We start from the raw sequence: 18,754 nt of genomic DNA on the forward strand, positions 1-18,754 counted from the left end.
TACGGTTTTCCTGCCATGATATTGCATTTGATAATGAGATGAATAGCTATCTCACTCCCAAATAGGCAAGAAATTTTCTGTCTCACGGTTGTTTTTTAAAATTAAGCTCAGTATGTTTGCACTCCATTTCAACAACACCGCGGGATGGAGCAGTTGGTAGCTCGTTGGGCTCATAACCCAAAGGTCGCTGGTTCGAGTCCAGCTCCCGCTACATTAGGAGAAGCCACTATCGAAAGTTAGTGGCTTTTTATTTGGAATATTTTGTTTTTTACCTACCTTTGCAAGCCAAAATTGAGGCTAAAAGATATTTATATTGTAATAATTTGATACTGAGATGAAACGTACCTTTCAACCATCGAATCGCAAGAGGAGAAATAAGCACGGATTCCGTGAGAGAATGTCAACGGCAAACGGTCGCAAGGTAGTTGCTGGCCGCCGCAAAAAAGGTCGTTGGAAACTTACTGTTTCAGACGAAAAACGTCATAAGCAATAATCCTTGTTTGAAAAGTTTGAGTAGAGGACGCCTAGTCTTTTCATAGTCTGATAAGTTTCGGGAAACTCAAACTTATCAGACATTTTTTTCTACAAAAACTTGAAACAAACTTTTGGCAAAGATGAACGCTTGTGCAGCCCCCGAATAATCGGCCGGCTTTTCAAGAGAGGTAGCCCGGAGGTCCAAACGTTCTACCTTTTTCCTTTTAGGCTGCTTTATATTTATGAATTACAGTCTCCTGCCCCATTTCCCCAAGTTCTTTTTTCTATTTCCAAGAAGCAGTTTAAAAAAGCTGTCGACCGCAATTTGATCCGCCGGCGCAGTAAAGAGGCCTACCGTCTCAATAAAGCCTCCCTGCTTTCTTTGCCCTCATCTTCAAGACCATCCTACATTGCTTTTTTATATCTTGCAAAAGAAATAACTTCATATGACGTTATTGAACCAGCTATAAAGCAATCGCTCAAAAGACTCGAGAAACTGCCTGCCGCGAATTCTAGAAAATCAATCTAATTCCTTTTTATAGATGAAAAAGTATCTTCGCTCCATCTTGCTGGCTGTTCCTGTCGTTGGCGGTCTTGTTTTCTTTTCGTTCAGGCAGGATGACCGTCTGTTTGAAATAGCGCGCAACCTGGATATCTACGCCACGTTGTTCAAGGAGCTCAATGCATATTATGTGGATGAGATCAATCCCAACCAACTAATTAAAACCAGCATTGATAATATGTTGCGGTCGCTCGATCCTTACACGGTTTACTATGCCGAGGACGACATTGAGGATTTTATGACAATGACGACCGGAAAATACAATGGCATTGGGGCGATGATCAATTCTGCGGATAAAAAGCATACTGTGATGATGGTGTATGAGGATACCCCGGCGCAAAAAGCAGGCTTGCAGTTGGGTGATGAGATCACAAAAATTAATGGAATTGACCTTTCGACGAGAGAGGATTTTGATACCGGAAAATTATTGAAGGGCCAGACCCAAACCAGCGTGACGCTGACAGTAAAAAGATATGGGATAACCAAACCCCTTGATATTACCTTAAACCGGGATATTGTTAAAGTCACCAACGTGCCCTATTACGGAATGCTTAATGAAACGGTAGGCTATATTGACTTGAAAGATTTTACTGCCACGGCTTCCAGAGAAGTCCGCAACGCTTTTCAGGAATTGAAAGGCAAGGGAATGAAATCGGTGGTACTCGATCTCCGCGATAATCCGGGCGGGTTACTGAATATGGCGATCGAGATTTCCAATATATTCATTGCCAAAGGCGAGGAAATTGTTTCCACGAAAGGAAAAGTAAGCGAATGGAACAAGACTTACACGGCATATAATCCCGCATTAGATACCGACATTCCAGTAGTGGTTTTAACCAATAACCGCAGCGCATCCGCCGCAGAAATCGTTTCCGGAGTAATTCAGGATTATGACAGGGGTGTATTGATCGGACAGCGTACGTACGGAAAAGGGCTGGTACAGACAACCCGAGATCTTTCTTTCAATACTAAAATGAAGATCACTACTGCCAAATATTACATTCCCAGCGGCAGGTGCATCCAGGCAATCGATTACAGCCATCGCAATGACGACGGCAGCGTAGGTAAAATTGCCGATTCATTGATGACTGAATTTAAAACACACAATGGCCGCTCGGTCTTCGACGGTGGAGGTATCCTACCTGACATTCTAACCGAAAAAGAAACGTATTCGCCTTTGGCCAATTCGTTGGGCCGCAACAGGCTTTTCTTTGATTACGCTGTCAGATATCATTTTGAGCATCCCACGGTTAAGCCTGCAAAAGAATTTCATCTGACAGACCCAGAATATACCGCATTTGTGAAATGGCTTGGGGATAAAGAATATGATTACACAACGCAGGTTGAGCGCGACTTGAACGATCTTGAGGCATCGGCTAAAAAAGAAAAATCCCTGGAAGTGATTGAAGACCAGCTAAAAGCATTAAAGTCTAAGCTTACTCACAGTAAGGATAATGACTTGCAAATCTTGAAACCAGAGATCAAACAAATCCTGGAAGAAGAAATTATCAAGCATTATTACCTTGAAAAAGGCATGCGGGAAGCTTCGTTCAATGAGGATCCAGAGGTAAAAGCTGCGCTTGCTTTATTCAAGGAGCCGACACGTTACAATGAAATTCTGAAAAAAAAATAAGTTTTATCAAGCCCGTCCTATTTGGTCGGGTTTTTGTTTTATGCTCATACTAAGTTTTGATACTTCCACACGCGGATGTTCCGTCGCACTCCATAGTGACGCTGGCTTGCTTGCTGGCTATGACCTTTACACCGACAAATCCTCGTCGTCGATGCTCACCACGCTCATAAAAAACTGCTTGGAAAATGCCGGTTACCAGCTGGCTGACTTTGACGCGATAGCTGTGGCAAAAGGGCCCGGATCGTATACCGGTCTTCGTGTAGGTGTTTCCACCGCAAAAGGGCTCTGCTATGCGCTTGAAAAACCATTAATAGCAATAAATACGTTGGAAGCCATGGCCCTGCAAGTTGGTTCATTTTTCAAGGGACATTTACTTTGTCCTATGATCGACGCACGCCGGATGGAGGTTTACTGTGCTCTTTTTGATGATCAAAACAACTTTATAAGAGAAACAGCAGCGGTCATTTTGAATGATGAATCTTTTCAGGATCTGTTAAAAGATTTTAAGGTTGTATTTTTTGGTGATGGCGCAGCCAAATGCGGGCCGTTGCTTAAAGAACATCCTAATGCATTCTTTCCTTCTATCGATATCAATCCATCCGCACGTACCATCGGCCAATTGGCGATTGCAGCATTCGAACAAGGGAACTTCGAAGATGTGGTAGCGTTTGAACCTTACTACCTAAAAGACTTTATGTCTCCTGCGCGCAAAAAAACAAGTGCATTGGTTTAGCTACACCCATTTCTTGGTATTTCACAAACAAACTCTCAGAATTTGGTGTTAGCCATTTTGTAAACAACTTATAGATGGAAACAGAGGAAATTGTCAACCGGGTCGCCACAAGTGGCATTCTGTCATTGGATCTTGAAGACCTGTACCCTTCCGGCGAACGCGTGCTGTACGACATCAAAGACAATTTGTGGCAGGGAATGATCTTGCGCGAAAAAGATTTTCGGGATTTTCTAAAATCGCATGACTGGTCGCAATATCAAGGAAAAAATGTTGCGATCATCTGTTCTGAGGATGCCATTGTACCCACCTGGGCCTACATGCTGCTGGCTGTCCAGCTTGAACCCTTTGCGAACGCATTTGTTTTTGGCGATTTGAACGCATTGGAAGACAAGCTGTTTGCGGCTGCAATTGCCTCCATCAATGTTGAAGAGTTTCGGGGGAAAAGGGTTGTGGTAAAGGGATGTAGCAAAGTTTCTGTCCCAGTTTCTGCGTATGTAGAAATTAGCCGATTATTGAAGCCTGTTGTTCAAAGCCTCATGTTCGGAGAGCCTTGCAGCACCGTTCCTCTTTATAAAAAACCTAAGTCTTCGATTTCTTCCTCCATTGACTGATCGCAATCGTCCTTTAATAACCTGAAAGTCATCCGATGGTAACCGCAAGGTCCATGGGTACCAATTGCCCGGCGGTGATGAATCGTTGGGTAACCTACATTATGCTCCCAGCCGTAATGTGGAAACTGGGCAGAGAGGTTGGCCATCAGCTCGTCCCTGTAGTTTTTGGCCAATACAGATGCGGCCGCAATGGATAGGTAATGCGCATCGCCTTTAATAATGCAGGTATGCGGAATCATGGGATAAGGCGTAAAACGATTCCCGTCGATGAGCAAATGTTCGGGTTTCATCCTGAGCTTATCCACGGCGCGGTGCATTGCCAGAAAACTCGCCTTTAATATATTGATCCTGTCAATTTCAAGATTATCTACTTCGGCAACTGCCCAGCAGATGGCTTCACGGATAATCTCTCTTTCAAGAACAAGTCGCTGGATTTTTGTCAGTTGTTTGGAATCATTGAGGAATGAATGTTTATAGTCCTTTGGCAAAATCACAGCAGCGGCAACCACTGGCCCAGCCAGGCAGCCTCGGCCAACCTCATCAAGTCCAGCTTCAATTACTTCAATGTTATAATAGGATCTGAGCATTAATCTTCAAGTATATTGGCCATGAATGTGCTTTTCGTTCCGATTGCCGCAAGCAAGAATAACACGCCCCAATAGAGATAAATCCGGTAAAAATCTTTCACATCTCTTGACAACACATCCCTTGATTTTACTTTTTCCAATTGATCTATCTGTTTAAAAACCGTTTCGAGCGCCGAATTATCCGTTGCACGAAAATACTTTCCATTACCCAAACCTGCAATGTTTTGGAGTTCAACTTCATCGATTAATGCGCTTGATCCGGTACTGTCTGCCCTGGCTCTCTGCTTGGGCCGACCCACAGAAATCGTGTATACTTTCATCCCAAATGCATTGGCAAGCTGAGCCGCAGTCGTTGGTCCAAGGTTCCCGGAAGTATTATCGCCATCACTGATCAGAATGGCCACTTTGCTTTCGCCTTTTGTTTCCCGCATTCGGTTCACTGCCACTGCCAATGCACTGCCGATGGCAGTCCCGGCAGTTGGGATCATTTTGGAATTGATTTCATCCAAAAAACCATAAAGCAACTCGTAATCGGTAGTAAGCGGACATAACGAAACCGCTTCACCGGCAAACACAATAAGGCCAATACGATCCTGCAATCTGCCTCGGATAAATTCCCTGGCGACCTTTTTGGCTGCGGTAAGGCGGTTCGGCACCAGGTCTTTTTCCATCATAGAATCCGAAATATCCAGTAAGAGCATGATATCGATCCCCTCGGAGTATTGATCGGTACGTTCCGATACAATCTGCGGCCTGGCCAATGCTACAATCACCAGACAAACGCCCAATCCAACACAGACAGGCTGCACAAAACGCAATAGGGTCAGCCAATTAGTCGTCCCGCTGATCGGGTTATATGTGATTACCAGCCTTTGCTTATGTTTTCGGTGAAATACATCTCGAAGCCAGAAAAGGATCGGCACAAATGGTAACAGGTACAATAAGTAAGGGTATACCCAGTCGTACGACCTGATTGTTTCGTAAGCAAACCATTTTAATGAGAACCAGTTGTCCATAAGTGTTTAAATCGCAGGGCTGTCCAGAATAAACCTTCTTTTATTCCTGTAAATCCTGGTGGCACCTGTTTTAAGGACTTCGAGGTAAACGTCCATATTTTTGGATTTTCCTTGTCCGTAAACGATACCGTCCATATTTTGTAATGCGTTGGCAAGATCATCGTCAGGCATATTGTCCATAATTTCCCGAGTGGTGTAAGTGGCAAAAGGCTTTTTTTCAAGTCTTTCAAGATAATTTTTCCAGACAATAATTGCCTTTTCAGCATCCTTGATGTTATTTCTTTCTCTCGCATTGCGCATAAGGCGATTGAAGGACCTAACATATTCAAGATGTCTTCGCTGCAATTTGATAAGCTGCCATTGTTTGAAAATGTCCTGCCCGAAAACCCAGTAAATGCTTCCGGCCACACCGATAATCAATGCAATCGAGCCTATTAAGATTGAAAAGTTAAACTGCCTGCTTAATGGGAGTAGTCTTGTTTCAGCTATTAGAACGGGCTTTTCTTCCGTTTTAGTAATGTTACTACAGGTTAAAAAAACCGAATCTATCGATGTAAAAACAGCGGTACAATCCTTTTTTTGGAAACTGTAAACGGGTAACCGAAGCGATTGTAATGGTGATACATCGAAAGAAACAAGCTGATAAACTGCACTGTCCAAACTTCCACGCTCATCGGTGCTGGACACGAAACTTCGCTGGGAAATGATTTCAAATGGGGAAAAATTAAATGAGCTGTCTGGGAAAAATACCTCCGTTTCAGGTTTGTGCCGCACGCTGAGCGAAAAGTAAACAGGCTTTCCCACCTCTATACTATCAGATAGAAAAACACCGGTGGGCTTGATTCGCTGACCAAATGTAATACTTGAAAAAAGAAGCACTATGAAAATTACCCAGGCTACTTTCTTGATCTCACCATAAACAGTGGTCATTTTATCCATATCGGGGTTAGGAAGCGGAGCTCTTGGTATAACGCCTGACTTTGAACAAATGGATGAGGGCAGGAACATAATCTTCCTGAGTGTTGATAGCTATATAATCTGCTCGGTTTTGGTGACAGAGCGTTTGCAGCTCAGAGCTACGGCTGCCAAACCGGTTTGCCATTTCCTCGCGGTATTGTTTCGATGAAGTATTAACCCAGACAGTAGTTTGTTTTTCTGCATCAAATAAGGGAATGATGCCCAATCCAGGCAAATTAACCTCTCTCGAATCGTACAAATGAATGACGATCAGGTCATGTTTGCGGGCGAGTGCTTTGAGATTATGCTGGTAATTGCTGTCGATAAAATCGGAGATCAGAAAAATAAGACTGCGCCTCTTGAGAACATTCAGTGTGATAAGGATCGCGTCGGCAATGTTCGTTTGGGTGGATTCAGGTATGAGCTTGTATAACTCCGAAATTAACACATAACCATGCTTCATTCCGTCGGAAGGCCGGATGTAACGTTCGTTCCTGTCTGAAAAGCAAAGTAACCCAACCCGTGTGGCTTCCTGGATTGCAGACAATGTAAGGACGCCGCATATTTCCTTTGCTATATCAATTTTGAGTCTCTTAACCTCGCCAACCTGCTGGGAGGCGCTCACATCCAGCATGAAAAATGCCGTTTGCTCCTTATCTTCTTTGAAAATCTTTATGAAAGTCCCGTGCCCTTTCGCTGAGGTATTCCAATCGATAGCGCGTACATCATCACCGTATTGATATAGCCTTAAGTCATCAAACTCCAGGCCCGAACCTTTGAAAACAGAATGAAAGTTGCCGTGACGCTCACTTGTAACTGCTTTTCGCATCCTGATTTCATACTTTCTCAGCTTCCCTAAAAACTGTTCAAACATAAGTTTTGCGAAAAATTTGCAACCTTTGCTATCAAATGTGTACAAACAAAGATATGCATTTTGATAGTTATGCTGCGTTCAACCACGATTTTCCGGCCTGGGGTAGTCCTTTTCCTGACATTGCATTTGCTGTTATGCGCTTGTACTGAAGAGGAAAAGCCGCCGAAGAATACCATGTCCGAAGAACAAATGGCGACGATCCTGACAGACATTCATTTGGCAGAATCCAGGGTAAACCGCTTGCAGCTGAGGTCTCTCGATTCTTCGCTGATGATCTTCAACCGACTAAAAAACGACATTTGGAAAAAGCATAAGGTCGATACGCTGGCGTACAGGGAAAGTTATTCGTACTATATGACGCATCCGCAGCTTATGACACGCATTTATGAAAACGTGAATAAGAAAATTGAGAAAAGGGAGAAAAACAGCAATATTAAGCTTTGAAATACTTATACCCCTCTTTATCAAACATTTAACTTAAACCAATCTTTACTTGTGAACAATTGTATTGTAGTTATACCAACCTACAACGAGATTGAAAATGTTGAAGCAATCATTCGAAAAGTATTCAGCCTAAATCATCCGTTTGACCTTTTAATTATAGACGACGGATCTCCGGATGGAACAGCAGCTATTGTAAAAAGCCTCATGAATGAATATGAGGGGTGTTTGCATTTGGTAGAAAGAAAAGGGAAATTAGGATTAGGCACCGCATACATTCATGGTTTCAAGTGGGCGCTGGACAAAGGCTATGAATATATCTTTGAAATGGACGCTGATTTCTCACACCCTCCCGAAGATTTAATTCGATTATACCACGCTTGTGCAACAGAGGGTAATGATGTCGCGATTGGTTCGCGGTATATTACCGGTGTTAATGTGGTGAACTGGCCAATAAACAGGGTTTTAATGTCCTATTTTGCTGGTTATTATGTGCGGATGATTACGGGTATGCAAATCATGGACCCCACAGCCGGATTTATCTGCTACACCAGTAAGGTGCTTAGAACGATCAACCTTGACAATATTAAATTCATCGGTTATGCATTCCAGATCGAGATGAAATTCAACTCGTGGAAGTATGGTTTCAAGATTGCCGAGGTACCTATTATTTTTACAGACAGGACCAAAGGTGCCTCCAAAATGTCAAGGGGTATTTTTAAAGAAGCCATTCTTGGCGTGATCAATCTGAAAGTGAGCAGTTATTTCAAACGGTATATTCCTAAACATTAAGTTCAGAAATAGCCAGCCAGCTCATTAACCCGGTTGAGATTTCCAGTGCACTTTCGTCAATGTCAAATGTAGGCGTATGAACGCCCGAGATGATTCCCCTGTCTTCATTGCGTGTTCCCAGGCGGTAAAAGCAAGAGTCTACAACTTGCGAGTAAAAGGCAAAATCTTCCCCCGCCATCCATAGATCCAGGTCGAGCACGTTTTCTGCTCCGACGTAGCCAGAAGCGGCAGTCCTGACGCGCCGGGTCAGCTCTGGATGGTTTTTGAGAAAAGGATATCCTTTTACAATGTCAAAAACACAGCTTCCACCCATGGCTTCGGCAATGCTTTCAGCCATTTTCTTCATTCTTTTTAGTCCATCTTCACGCCATTCTTCATCCATGCAGCGCCACGTTCCCTGGATCGTCACTTCATTGGGAATCACATTGGTAACGCCATCTGCAATAAATCTTCCGAAAGACAACACAGCAGGATTGGCAGGATTGCGGTTACGGCTGATGATTTGCTGCAATGCAACGATAATGTGCGATGCTATCAATACAGGATCTATCAATTGATGAGGCGCTGCGGCATGTCCGCCTTTTCCTTTTACTGTCAGATAAAGTTCGTCGGTACTTGCCATGTACATTCCCTCTCTAAACCCAATTTTACCAACCGGAATATTGGGCGCAACATGCTGACCAACCATACTGGCAGGTTTCGGGTTCTCCAGCACGCCTTCCCTGATCATGAGTGAAGCGCCCCCCGGGGCCTTTTCCTCTGCGGGCTGAAAAATCAGTTTAACGGTTCCTTCAAATTCCTCTTTGAGTTGATGGAGGATCCGGGCAGTTCCGAGCAATGAGGAAGTATGAACATCGTGTCCGCACGCATGCATGACGCCCGGGACATTGGATTTATAAGGTACATTGTTCGCTTCGAGAATTGGTAAGGCATCCATGTCCGCCCGCAAGCCCACCACCCTTTTTTCCGGATTCCGTCCTTCAATAATGGCAACCACGCCTGTCCCAGCCACGCCTTCTTCCGGCTGTAGACCAATTGCGGAGAGTTCGGCGGCAACATACTTTGCTGTTTTGAACTCTTCAAATGATAATTCCGGATTGCTGTGAAGATGGCGGCGGTGTGCAATGATATCGGCGGACTGGTTCGTGGCAAGCGCTTTTATTTTTTCCTGAAGCTGAGACATAATGGGCTTAAATCTTACTCTGATACCTATTTGACATTACAAATCTTCCAAAGGTAAGAATAAATAGAATGGCTTGCCGGAGGGTTCTGCAAAGTCCATTTCGCCCTCCTTTTGCTAAGAAGACGTTATGCATTGGATATTGTTCCAAAGAAAAAAGGTAATTTTGACCAGATATGAATCAATCATTATACCACAAAATGAATAAAAAGGAGTTTTTAGAATCATTGGTTTGTCCACTTACCGGAACCCCGTTAACATTAGCCGCCGACGGCCAGACACTCAGCAGCCAGGACGGTACCATTTACGAAATTGGTGATACGGGCATTGTTAATATGTTATATCCCAAAGAATTACTCCCCGAAGATGCCCGCGAGCAATATCTTTACGACCAAGCTTTTTTAAGATACGACAGAGGCGTTTCATGGGTTTTTGAAACACTCAACCATTCCGATGAGGCTTCCACAAGACAATTCTTTATTGATCTGATGGAGTTGAAACCAGGTATGACCGCATTGGAAGTAGGAGCGGGCACTGGCAAAGATTCAGCATTGATATTGGACCGGGTTAGACCGGGCGGTACGGCGGTGTTATCCGACCTGTCACCCAATATGCTTAAACTGGCACAAGAAAAACTTTCCACTGAGGACGTCAATGTCCATTACTTTTTGGGTAACGGCTCATATCTCCCTTTTCCTGACGATACATTCGACGCAATATTTCATTTTGGGGGAATTAACACATTTTCAGAGAGAAAAAGGGCATTTGACGAATTAACCCGCGTCGTTCGTCCTGGCGGTAAAGTGGTGGTTGGCGACGAAAGCGTTGCGCCCTGGTTACGAAACACGCCTAGTTATGCTACTTTATTAAAAGCAAATCCATTGTTCCGAGCAGAAGTGCCTTTGGAAGATGTTCCTGCTAATATTGAGAATTTCAAATTGCATTATGTTTTCGGCAATGCCTTTTACGTAATGGAATACAGGGTTACTGCCAAAGCACCGGAGGTAGACATTGATCTGCCAATTCCTGGGAAGGATTTTGTTGACACATGGCGTTTGCGCGCTGAAAAAGCGGTCGACTAATCTCTTCTCTATTAAAATTTAATTTCAAATAATTCATGTGGGTTAAAAAAGGAGTAGTATATAAACCGGACGGAAGCCTGCCGCACAGTCTTTCACACGCCCAGGTACCTTTCGCTTACAAGCATAAAGATTTTCTTCGCATCTATTTTTCATCGCGCGATTCGGAAGGGCAGTCCCGTCCGACTTTCCTGGATGTAGATTATGACGATCCTCAAAAGATACTTTATATACATGATAAGCCTATTTTAGAATTGGGCGGGCCGGGAGAATATGATGAAACTGGATCAATGCCTTCCTGGTTTGTCGACAGGCCAAACGGCGATATCTGGCTGTACTATACCGGATGGAACCGAACCTGGAATTCTTACAGGCTTTCAATGGGATTAGCTGTAAGTACAGACGGTGGCTTATCTTTCAAAAAAATGTTTGTCGGCCCGATCATGGACCGCAGCATTCAAAATCCGCTTTGGGCCGCGCAGCCATCGGTCATGATTGACGATGACGGCACCTGGCGGATGTGGTACATTTCAGGCCATAAATGCGAATACATTCATGGATATCCCGAACCTTACTATCGCGGACAATCAGCCACTTCCAAAGATGGTATCCACTGGGAAATCAGCAACATTCCAATGCTCGATTTTGACGATTTTCTGCATGCAGTAGGACGTCCGAGCGTTTTTAAGGAAGACGGTATTTACAAAATGTACTATTCTTACCGCCATACCCGCGACTATCGCACTGACCGCAATCAAAGCTACCGCTTGGGTTATGCGGAATCTGTCGATGGAACGAATTGGGAAAGAAAAGACAATTTGGTGGGCATTGCCAAATCAGACAACCCGGAAGATTTTGATTATCAGATGATTGATTATGCTAATTTTTACCAGCATAATGGTAAGAAATACCTGCTTTATAATGGTAATGGATTTGGAGCTGCAGGATTTGCATATGCAGTTTGGGAAGATTAAGCAACAACGATTTCAAAAGGGGATTTACAATGAGTACACTTCAGGAACAATTTAACAGTGATGGTTATGTCCTTTTAAGAGGTTTTCTCGACAAGGAAGTCATCAATAGTATATATCGCGACGCGAGAAAAATTTTTAATGCGCAGATCAAACATGTCACCGGGAAGTCGGTGGACATTGATGACCGCGATGCGTTTGAAAATGCTATGTTTGAATTTTTCGAAAAGGATTTCAATGCATTTGTAAATACGGGCAAAACGGTTCAGCATGCCTTCTCGCTTCACCGCCTGGGGCTTGATCCAAAAATAGAAAACCTGTTGAAAGAAGCAGGCCTTTCTAATCCGATCATCGGGGCCCGTGCAGCGATGCAATTCAACAGCCGCTTTTTATCCAAAGACGGCAGCAAACACTGGAAGCTCGACGCACATCAGGATTGGCGGACGGGCCAGGGTTCATTGGATAGCGCGGTGATCTGGTTTCCAATGGTAGATGCCGGTGCAGAAATTGGAGCTTTGCAAGTGATTCCGGGAAGTCATAAAACTGGTTTGCAACAGTCCACCACTTCCGGATATCAGGGAGGCATTACCTCTTCCATTAAAGAGGAGGATTTTATTCAAACAGAATTCCAGGTCGGTGATATCCTGCTTTTTTCGGCATTTTTAATCCATCAGTCAGGAAACAATGTGACAAACAACATCCGCTGGTCGGTACAATTGCGTTACAACAACCTGGACGAGCCGACTTTTATTGATCGGGGCTACCCGATGGCTTACATCTACAAACCGGAAACGGAACTGGTAACCCCGGATTTCCCGACCGTTGCGCAATTAAAAGAGGTTTTTAGTTAAATAAATGAAAGTTTCCGTCTGCGTTCCCACCTACAACCACGAACGATACATTGCCCAAATGCTCGATGGGGCATTGATGCAACAGACAGATTTCACTTTTGAGATTGTAATTGGTGACGACGCCTCTTCGGATTCGTCACCAACTATTATCCGGGAATATGCCCAAAAACATCCTGGAAAAATCAGGGCTTTTCTGCATTCAGAAAATCAGGGGCCCAAGGAGCCACGAGAATTCGCCGGCAGAAACAATGTGCTTCAGCTATTGAAAACCTGCCGTGGAGAATATGTCGCTATGTGTGAAGGGGATGACTTCTGGACTGATCCAATGAAACTTCAAAAGCAGGTGGATTTCCTCGATGATCATCCAGACTTTTCGATTTGCCACCACAACATGCTGGTCATTTACGAGGACGGTTCGCCTGAACATTCTTTTAATAAACCTGATCAAAAACCTGTTTCGACCATTGTGGATATCCTGGAAGACCGTTGGTTTATGGCGACCGCGAGCTGGATGTACCGCAATCATTTTCTCGCCCATGATTTTGCTGATTGGCATGCCAAAGCTGCTGCCGGGGATTGGGCAATTATGATCCAGATTGCAGCAACCGGAAGAATTGGTTATTTACCTGAAATGATGGGAGTGTACAGGAAACACAGCGCAGGTTTAAGCCATGTACACTCGCATTCCAATCAAAAATTTCTGCAAAACCGAAAGGAAATGTTTGAAAATGTGGATCACTGGCTGAACTATAAGTACCACGGTACTATTGAAAAAACACTTGCAACCTACACTGAAAGGCTTGCAGCCTTTTAAAATTGGCAGTACAGATTAAAAATCTTTAATTTGTACTGTTTACAACATTTGCATTATATGAAGCTAAGCGTCGTAATACCAGCTTATAACGAGGAAGAATCGATTACAGACACTCTTGTATCGCTGCACACTACATTAAATAAATACAATATCCCTCACGAGATTTGTGTGACTAACGATAATTCCAAAGACGGAACGCTTCGGGTATTGGACGAACTTTCTTTGCGAATCCCAACGCTAGTTTATTACACCAATCCTGGCCCAAATGGTTTTGGTTATGCGGTACGTTACGGTTTGGAACGGTTCAAGGGTGATTGTGTAGCTGTTTTTATGGCCGATATGTCCGATGATCCGGAAGATCTGGCAAAGTATTACTTCAAAATGCTGGAAGGGGATTACGACTGTGTATTTGGGTCCAGGTGGGAAAAAGGTGGAAAGGTCATTGATTATCCGGCGCTGAAAAAACTCATCAATCGGGTGGCCAATTTCATTGTGCGCATTTTGATGGGTATCAAATACAACGATACGACCAATGCCTTTAAACTTTATAAACGGGAAACCATTGAGGGAATCAAACCCTTTCTCGCCCCTCACTTTAATCTCACCATTGAACTTCCTCTTAAAGCCATCGTCCGCGGTTACAACTATGCAGTAGTACCCAATAGCTGGACCAATCGTAAATATGGCGTTTCCAAACTAAAAATCAAGGAAATGGGAAGTCGCTACTTCTTTATTCTCATGTATTGTCTGATTGAGAAGTACTTTTCTCAGGGTGACTTCATGAAGAAAGACGTGGCTCCCAAAAAAGAGGTAAGCAGGTAATATTCAATTACTTAATCCAATCCTGAATAAAATGCACTTTGTGTGCAATGTAGGAAATCCCCAATCCCCAAATAATGGCACTGATTGACATCCAGAGAAAAATGGACGCGCGCGGGACTTTAAAGGCAATGGCAAGTATTGGCCCAAAAATGGGTGTAAAAAGTGGAGGCGTGAGAAATGCTATCCCAATTATCCCAAACCTTCTCCAGATATTTACCGCAATTCGGTTAGTCCTCGTAAATTTCTTGGGTTTTGATTTTCTGTGCTTCTTAATCAACGCCTGAATCCCTCCGCCGATATACGTCAGCAACAGAACGGTGAACATCATGCCAATCGCTGAGCAAATGGCTGTTTCAATCCAAGTCAGTTTAAGGATAACGCCCGCAATAGGTCCTCCGAAAAACTTTAGCGTACTGGCAAGGGCAACAGAGAAGTACTTAAGAAAGGTGGTTTTCATTTATACTTTTACCTGAATCATTTCCGAAGCAAAACGCCTCGTAACCTCATTTGTTTCAACATAATCAGAATATGAAGGATTCCCGATGTATGCTATTTTGGAAAGGCTGTCAACAATAACGTCTGAAATATCTAAAAAACCAATCTTATCGTGCAGGAATGCTTCAACGGCGATTTCGTTTGCTGCGTTGACAATACAGGCCGCATTCCCTCCTTTTTCCAGCACGTCATAGGCAATACCCAAATTCCTAAAAGTTTCCAGATCGGGCTTTTCAAAGGTCAGCGACGGATAATCGGTAAAATTGAACCGGGGAAATGTTGATTTTAACCGCGTAGGATAATGTAGTGCATATTGAATTGGAAGCTTCATATCCGGTAAGCCCATTTGGGCTTTCAAACTTCCGTCTTCAAACTGAACCAGGGAATGGATAATGCTTTGCGGATGGACAATCACATCAATTTGTGAGGCTGTCAGATCAAACAACCATTTTGCTTCGATCACTTCCAGGCCTTTGTTCATTAAGGTCGCCGAGTCGATGGTTATCTTGGCACCCATACTCCAATTGGGGTGTCTTAAAGCCTGCGCTTTGGTAACGTCGGCCAGAAAAGCACGATCCTTTCCGCGAAAAGGTCCTCCGGAAGCAGTAAGGATGATTTTCTCAATGCGGTTGTTTTCTTCCCCTGCCAGGCATTGAAATATTGCTGAATGCTCCGAATCAACGGGATAGATATTAACCTGATGTTTCCTGGCGAGCGCTGTGATCAATTCACCAGCAACAACCAATGTTTCCTTATTGGCAAGGGCAATGTGTTTGCCTGCTTTTATTGCATGAATGGTCGGCAAAAGTCCCGCGTAACCCACCATCGCTGTTAATACAATGTTTACCGAATCAGATTCAACTACCGAAATAAGCGCCTCTTCTCCATCGTAAACTTTTATTGGAAAAGATGAAAGTGCCGATTTCACCTTTTCAAATTGTGATCTATCGCAAATAACGACCTCATCAGGGAGAAATTTGACGGCTTGCTTTATCAGCAGATCCGCATTGCTGCCCGCCGTGAGAACGGAAACTGAAAAAACTTCTGAATTCGCCTCAATGACTTCCAGCGCCTGTGTTCCAATTGATCCGGTTGAGCCTAAAATCGCTACTCTTTTTTTCATCTTACAAATCTCGTTTTGTAAACTTACAACCGGTTCATTTTTGTCAGCTCGTCCGCGATCTTGCGATCGTTGGATAACCTGGGTACTTTATTTTGCCCTCCTAACTTTCCGTTTGCACGCATATAGTCGATAAAGGCGTTTTTTCGCAATGAGGTTAACTGTAACTGACGTAAGATATTCCCCTCAATAAGATCTTTATAGTAAATGTTCAGTTCCGTCAGCCGCCGGTCAATGTCAGCTGCAAATTGCTCAGGGTTCACCGGCAATGTTGCAAATTCCACTAACCATTCGTGATAAGGAAGTCCGCCAGCTTCGGAATTTACCATTGGGGCCACTGTAAATTCAACGACTTCTACTTCCGGGTGACGTTCCATTGCGTAGCGAAGAGCTTTTTCAATTTCTTCTCCGATCACATGTTCGCCAAATGCTGATATAAAATGCTTGATCCTTCCAGTAACCAATATTTTATAGGGATTAATCGAAACAAATTTCACCGTATCTCCCAGCGAATAGCCCCATAACCCTGCATTATTATTGATAATAACGGCATAATTGCAACCTAATTCTACGTCACTTATGGATAACCGTTCGGGGTTTTCATCAAAAAAATGTTCAACCGGAATAAATTCATAAAAGATGCCTGTATCCAGCAGTAACAAAAGCCCCTCATCCTGCTGTGAGTCCTGATAAGCCAAAAAGCCTTCTGAGGCCGGGTATAGCTCTAAGGAATCAATTCGCTTGCCGATAGACTCAAAGAGTTTGGCTTTATAAGGTTCGAAGTTGACGCCTCCATAAATGAACAGGGAAAAATCCGGGAACACGTCTTTGACTTTCTTACCCGTGCGTTCAATAATCCTATCAAAATACATTTGCACCCAGGGAGGAATCCCGGAAATCAGCGACATAGGCTGATCCAAAGTTTCGTCGATGATTCTATCCAGCTTTGTCTCCCAATCCTCTATGCAATTTGTGTCGTAGCTGGGCATTTGATTGGCGCGCAGATAGCCGGGCACATGATGATTCGAAATACCTGACAAGCGACCTGTCAGTACCCCTCCCGTGTCTGTCAGTATGGGGCTTCCCGACAGAAAAATGAGTTTTTTATCCAAAAAAGCAGCTTTTCCAGTCTCATCAATATACGTCAAAATGGCATTGCGGGCGGAGTCGATGTGATTGGAAATAGACTCGCTGGAAATGGGGATATATTTGGTACCGGAGGTGGTGCCGGAAGTTTTAGCAAAATATAATGGCTGGCCCGGCCAAAGGATATCTTTTTCTCCCTGTTTGACCCTTGCAATGTAGTGCTTCAGATCCTCATAATCATGAACTGGAACCGCTTCTTTAAAGTCGTTGTAATTGCGGATATCTTTGAAAAAATGGTCCTTTCCGAACTGCGTGTTTGATGCCTTTTTTACCAGATCCTTCCTCCATTTTTCCTGAACTTCAATGCTGCGCGCGATCCAATTTTTCTGTCGCTGAACAATGTACCGAGCCAGCGGCTGACTCAAAAGTGCTCTGATTCCCATAGTAAAAACAAAGGTACGCAGGATTTGTAAATTACGGTCTTCGGCTACCATTCTGAGGCTTTTTTGGCCCATTAGACCCCGTCAGCCTAAATTTTTTAAATGCCTTTGTTTGTGGTTAATAATCTGTAATTTTGCCACCCTGAAATCAAAGTGAGCGCAAATTTTAATAAATTATATGGGATTGTTTGATTTTTTGACGAGCGATATAGCGATCGATTTGGGGACTGCAAATACCCTGATTATCCATAAAGATACAGTAGTTGTTAACGAGCCTTCAATCATTGCCATGGATAAAACCACCGGCAAAGTTTTAGCGATTGGCCACACGGCCATGCAGATGCACGAGAAGACAAATGAGAATATCAAGACAATTCGTCCATTAAAAGATGGGGTAATTGCAGACTTCACCGCAGCGGAAATGATGATCCGCGGAATGATTAAGATGATCGATACGGGCAGCAGATTTTTTACTCCTTCGCATCGTATGGTGGTATGTATCCCGTCAGGAATTACCGAGGTAGAGAAGCGGGCCGTAAAAGATTCATGCGAACATGCAGGTGCGAAAGAGGTATATATGGTCCACGAACCGATCGCTGCGGCAATTGGTATCGGCATTGACATTACCCAGCCAAATGGTGTAATGATCGTCGATATTGGTGGTGGTACCACTGAAATTGCGGTTATCGCATTATCAGGTATTGTCTGCGAGCAATCTGTACGGATTGCAGGCGACGTTTTTACCAGAGATATAGTTGACTATATGCGCCGCGAACATAACCTGCTGATTGGCGAGCGTTCTGCGGAGTTGATCAAGATGGCAATTGGATCAGCATCCCCTGAATTGGAAATTCCATTGGATGACTACCAGATCCGCGGCCGCGACTTAATGACGGGTATTCCAAAGGAAATTCGCGTAACGTATAGTGAGATAGCGTACTCTCTTGACAAGTCTATTTCAAAAATTGAAGAAGGCGTCATGAAAGCACTGGAAATATCCCCTCCTGAGCTTTCTGCTGATATCTTTAAAAATGGCATTTACCTCACAGGCGGCGGCGCACTAATTCATGGACTTGACAGACGTATTGCCCAGAAAACAAAACTTCCCGTACACATTGCCGACGATCCGTTAAAAGCGGTGGTAAAAGGCACTGGTGAGGTCTTGAAAAATCTTGAATTATACAAGCCTGTCCTGATTTCATAGGATCAGATCATT

The 18,754-nt window shown here is 43.7% G+C and carries 21 protein-coding genes and 1 tRNA gene; 14 read left to right on the forward strand and 8 right to left on the reverse strand.

The window, feature by feature from the left end; translation table 11 throughout:
* Positions 1-138: 138 nt before the first annotated feature.
* From FHS68_RS25600 to FHS68_RS25625, 6 genes are all read left to right on the forward strand, one after another.
* Positions 139-211: transfer RNA gene (locus FHS68_RS25600), tRNA-Met, on the forward strand.
* Between the two features lie 123 nt (positions 212-334).
* Positions 335-493 carry a 50S ribosomal protein L34 gene (gene rpmH / locus FHS68_RS25605; protein ID WP_015813300.1) on the forward strand — a complete coding sequence of 53 codons (159 nt, stop codon included), beginning with the start codon at positions 335-337 and terminating at the stop codon, positions 491-493.
* Positions 494-622: 129 nt separating this feature from the next.
* The gene (locus tag FHS68_RS25610) at positions 623-1,003 is read left to right on the forward strand and encodes a ribonuclease P protein component (protein ID WP_229212067.1); all 381 of its coding nucleotides are present in this window, start codon (positions 623-625) and stop codon (positions 1,001-1,003) included.
* A gap of 13 nt (positions 1,004-1,016) precedes the next feature.
* Entirely contained in the window at positions 1,017-2,669 is a 1,653-nt protein-coding gene (locus FHS68_RS25615; protein WP_167276929.1) for a S41 family peptidase, read from the forward strand.
* A gap of 40 nt (positions 2,670-2,709) precedes the next feature.
* The gene (gene tsaB, locus FHS68_RS25620; protein WP_167276931.1) at positions 2,710-3,402 is read left to right on the forward strand and encodes a tRNA (adenosine(37)-N6)-threonylcarbamoyltransferase complex dimerization subunit type 1 TsaB; all 693 of its coding nucleotides are present in this window, start codon (positions 2,710-2,712) and stop codon (positions 3,400-3,402) included.
* A 74-nt stretch (positions 3,403-3,476) separates the two neighbouring features.
* A complete protein-coding gene (locus FHS68_RS25625; RefSeq protein ID WP_167276934.1) occupies positions 3,477-4,013 on the forward strand; it encodes a DUF2480 family protein in 537 nt (178 codons plus the stop codon).
* On the opposite strand, the gene rnhB is transcribed toward FHS68_RS25625, so the two are convergent.
* Genes rnhB through FHS68_RS25645 form a run of 4 tightly spaced genes read right to left on the reverse strand, consistent with a single transcriptional unit; the run spans position 3,971 to position 7,447 of the window.
* A complete protein-coding gene (rnhB, locus tag FHS68_RS25630) occupies positions 3,971-4,600 on the reverse strand; it encodes a ribonuclease HII (RefSeq protein WP_167276937.1) in 630 nt (209 codons plus the stop codon). The two genes, FHS68_RS25625 and rnhB, sit on opposite strands and share 43 nt — an antisense overlap.
* Positions 4,600-5,616, reverse strand: coding sequence for a VWA domain-containing protein (locus tag FHS68_RS25635; protein WP_167276939.1), 1,017 nt, complete (start codon positions 5,614-5,616; stop codon positions 4,600-4,602). Before FHS68_RS25635 ends, rnhB begins: the two co-directional genes overlap by 1 nt.
* Positions 5,617-5,622: 6 nt before the next feature.
* The gene (locus FHS68_RS25640; protein ID WP_229212062.1) at positions 5,623-6,546 is read right to left on the reverse strand and encodes a hypothetical protein; all 924 of its coding nucleotides are present in this window, start codon (positions 6,544-6,546) and stop codon (positions 5,623-5,625) included.
* A 16-nt stretch (positions 6,547-6,562) separates the two neighbouring features.
* Complete coding sequence (locus FHS68_RS25645; protein ID WP_167276942.1) at positions 6,563-7,447, reverse strand: DUF58 domain-containing protein; 885 nt, start codon at positions 7,445-7,447, stop codon at positions 6,563-6,565.
* Positions 7,448-7,516: 69 nt separating this feature from the next.
* Between FHS68_RS25645 and FHS68_RS25650 the strand changes: the two genes are divergently transcribed.
* Positions 7,517-7,891: a DUF4296 domain-containing protein gene (locus tag FHS68_RS25650; RefSeq protein ID WP_167276945.1), complete on the forward strand. Its 375-nt coding sequence runs from the start codon at positions 7,517-7,519 to the stop codon at positions 7,889-7,891.
* A gap of 51 nt (positions 7,892-7,942) precedes the next feature.
* Entirely contained in the window at positions 7,943-8,680 is a 738-nt protein-coding gene (locus tag FHS68_RS25655) for a polyprenol monophosphomannose synthase (RefSeq protein ID WP_167276947.1), read from the forward strand.
* Here the strand turns inward: FHS68_RS25655 and FHS68_RS25660 are convergent.
* Entirely contained in the window at positions 8,670-9,863 is a 1,194-nt protein-coding gene (locus tag FHS68_RS25660; RefSeq protein ID WP_167276951.1) for a M20 metallopeptidase family protein, read from the reverse strand. The two genes, FHS68_RS25655 and FHS68_RS25660, sit on opposite strands and share 11 nt — an antisense overlap.
* A gap of 173 nt (positions 9,864-10,036) precedes the next feature.
* Between FHS68_RS25660 and FHS68_RS25665 the strand changes: the two genes are divergently transcribed.
* The 5 genes from FHS68_RS25665 to FHS68_RS25685 are packed head-to-tail and all read left to right on the forward strand — an operon-like array spanning position 10,037 to position 14,397.
* The gene (locus FHS68_RS25665; protein ID WP_229212063.1) at positions 10,037-10,942 is read left to right on the forward strand and encodes a class I SAM-dependent methyltransferase; all 906 of its coding nucleotides are present in this window, start codon (positions 10,037-10,039) and stop codon (positions 10,940-10,942) included.
* 35 nt (positions 10,943-10,977) lie between these two features.
* The gene (locus tag FHS68_RS25670; RefSeq protein WP_167276953.1) at positions 10,978-11,913 is read left to right on the forward strand and encodes a glycoside hydrolase family protein; all 936 of its coding nucleotides are present in this window, start codon (positions 10,978-10,980) and stop codon (positions 11,911-11,913) included.
* 29 nt (positions 11,914-11,942) lie between these two features.
* Positions 11,943-12,761 carry a phytanoyl-CoA dioxygenase family protein gene (locus tag FHS68_RS25675; RefSeq protein ID WP_167276955.1) on the forward strand — a complete coding sequence of 273 codons (819 nt, stop codon included), beginning with the start codon at positions 11,943-11,945 and terminating at the stop codon, positions 12,759-12,761.
* 4 nt (positions 12,762-12,765) lie between these two features.
* A complete protein-coding gene (locus FHS68_RS25680; protein WP_229212064.1) occupies positions 12,766-13,575 on the forward strand; it encodes a glycosyltransferase family 2 protein in 810 nt (269 codons plus the stop codon).
* 57 nt (positions 13,576-13,632) lie between these two features.
* A complete protein-coding gene (locus FHS68_RS25685; RefSeq protein WP_167276958.1) occupies positions 13,633-14,397 on the forward strand; it encodes a glycosyltransferase family 2 protein in 765 nt (254 codons plus the stop codon).
* Positions 14,398-14,404: 7 nt separating this feature from the next.
* Here FHS68_RS25685 and FHS68_RS25690 read toward each other — a convergent pair whose 3' ends face one another.
* From FHS68_RS25690 to FHS68_RS25700, 3 genes are read right to left on the reverse strand one after another with little or no spacing between them, the layout of a single operon-like run.
* Positions 14,405-14,854, reverse strand: coding sequence for a hypothetical protein (locus tag FHS68_RS25690; protein WP_167276962.1), 450 nt, complete (start codon positions 14,852-14,854; stop codon positions 14,405-14,407).
* Complete coding sequence (locus FHS68_RS25695; protein ID WP_167276964.1) at positions 14,855-16,015, reverse strand: 1-deoxy-D-xylulose-5-phosphate reductoisomerase; 1,161 nt, start codon at positions 16,013-16,015, stop codon at positions 14,855-14,857.
* Positions 16,016-16,038: 23 nt separating this feature from the next.
* The gene (locus FHS68_RS25700; protein ID WP_167277055.1) at positions 16,039-17,541 is read right to left on the reverse strand and encodes a GH3 auxin-responsive promoter family protein; all 1,503 of its coding nucleotides are present in this window, start codon (positions 17,539-17,541) and stop codon (positions 16,039-16,041) included.
* Positions 17,542-17,716: 175 nt separating this feature from the next.
* Here FHS68_RS25700 and FHS68_RS25705 point away from each other — a divergent pair, with 175 nt between their 5' ends.
* Positions 17,717-18,742, forward strand: a complete 1,026-nt coding sequence (locus FHS68_RS25705; protein ID WP_167276967.1) for a rod shape-determining protein — start codon at positions 17,717-17,719, stop codon at positions 18,740-18,742.
* Positions 18,743-18,754: the final 12 nt, after the last annotated feature.

This window comes from Dyadobacter arcticus, assembly GCF_011762185.1.
Taxonomy (GTDB): Bacteria; Bacteroidota; Bacteroidia; order Cytophagales; family Spirosomataceae; genus Dyadobacter; species Dyadobacter arcticus.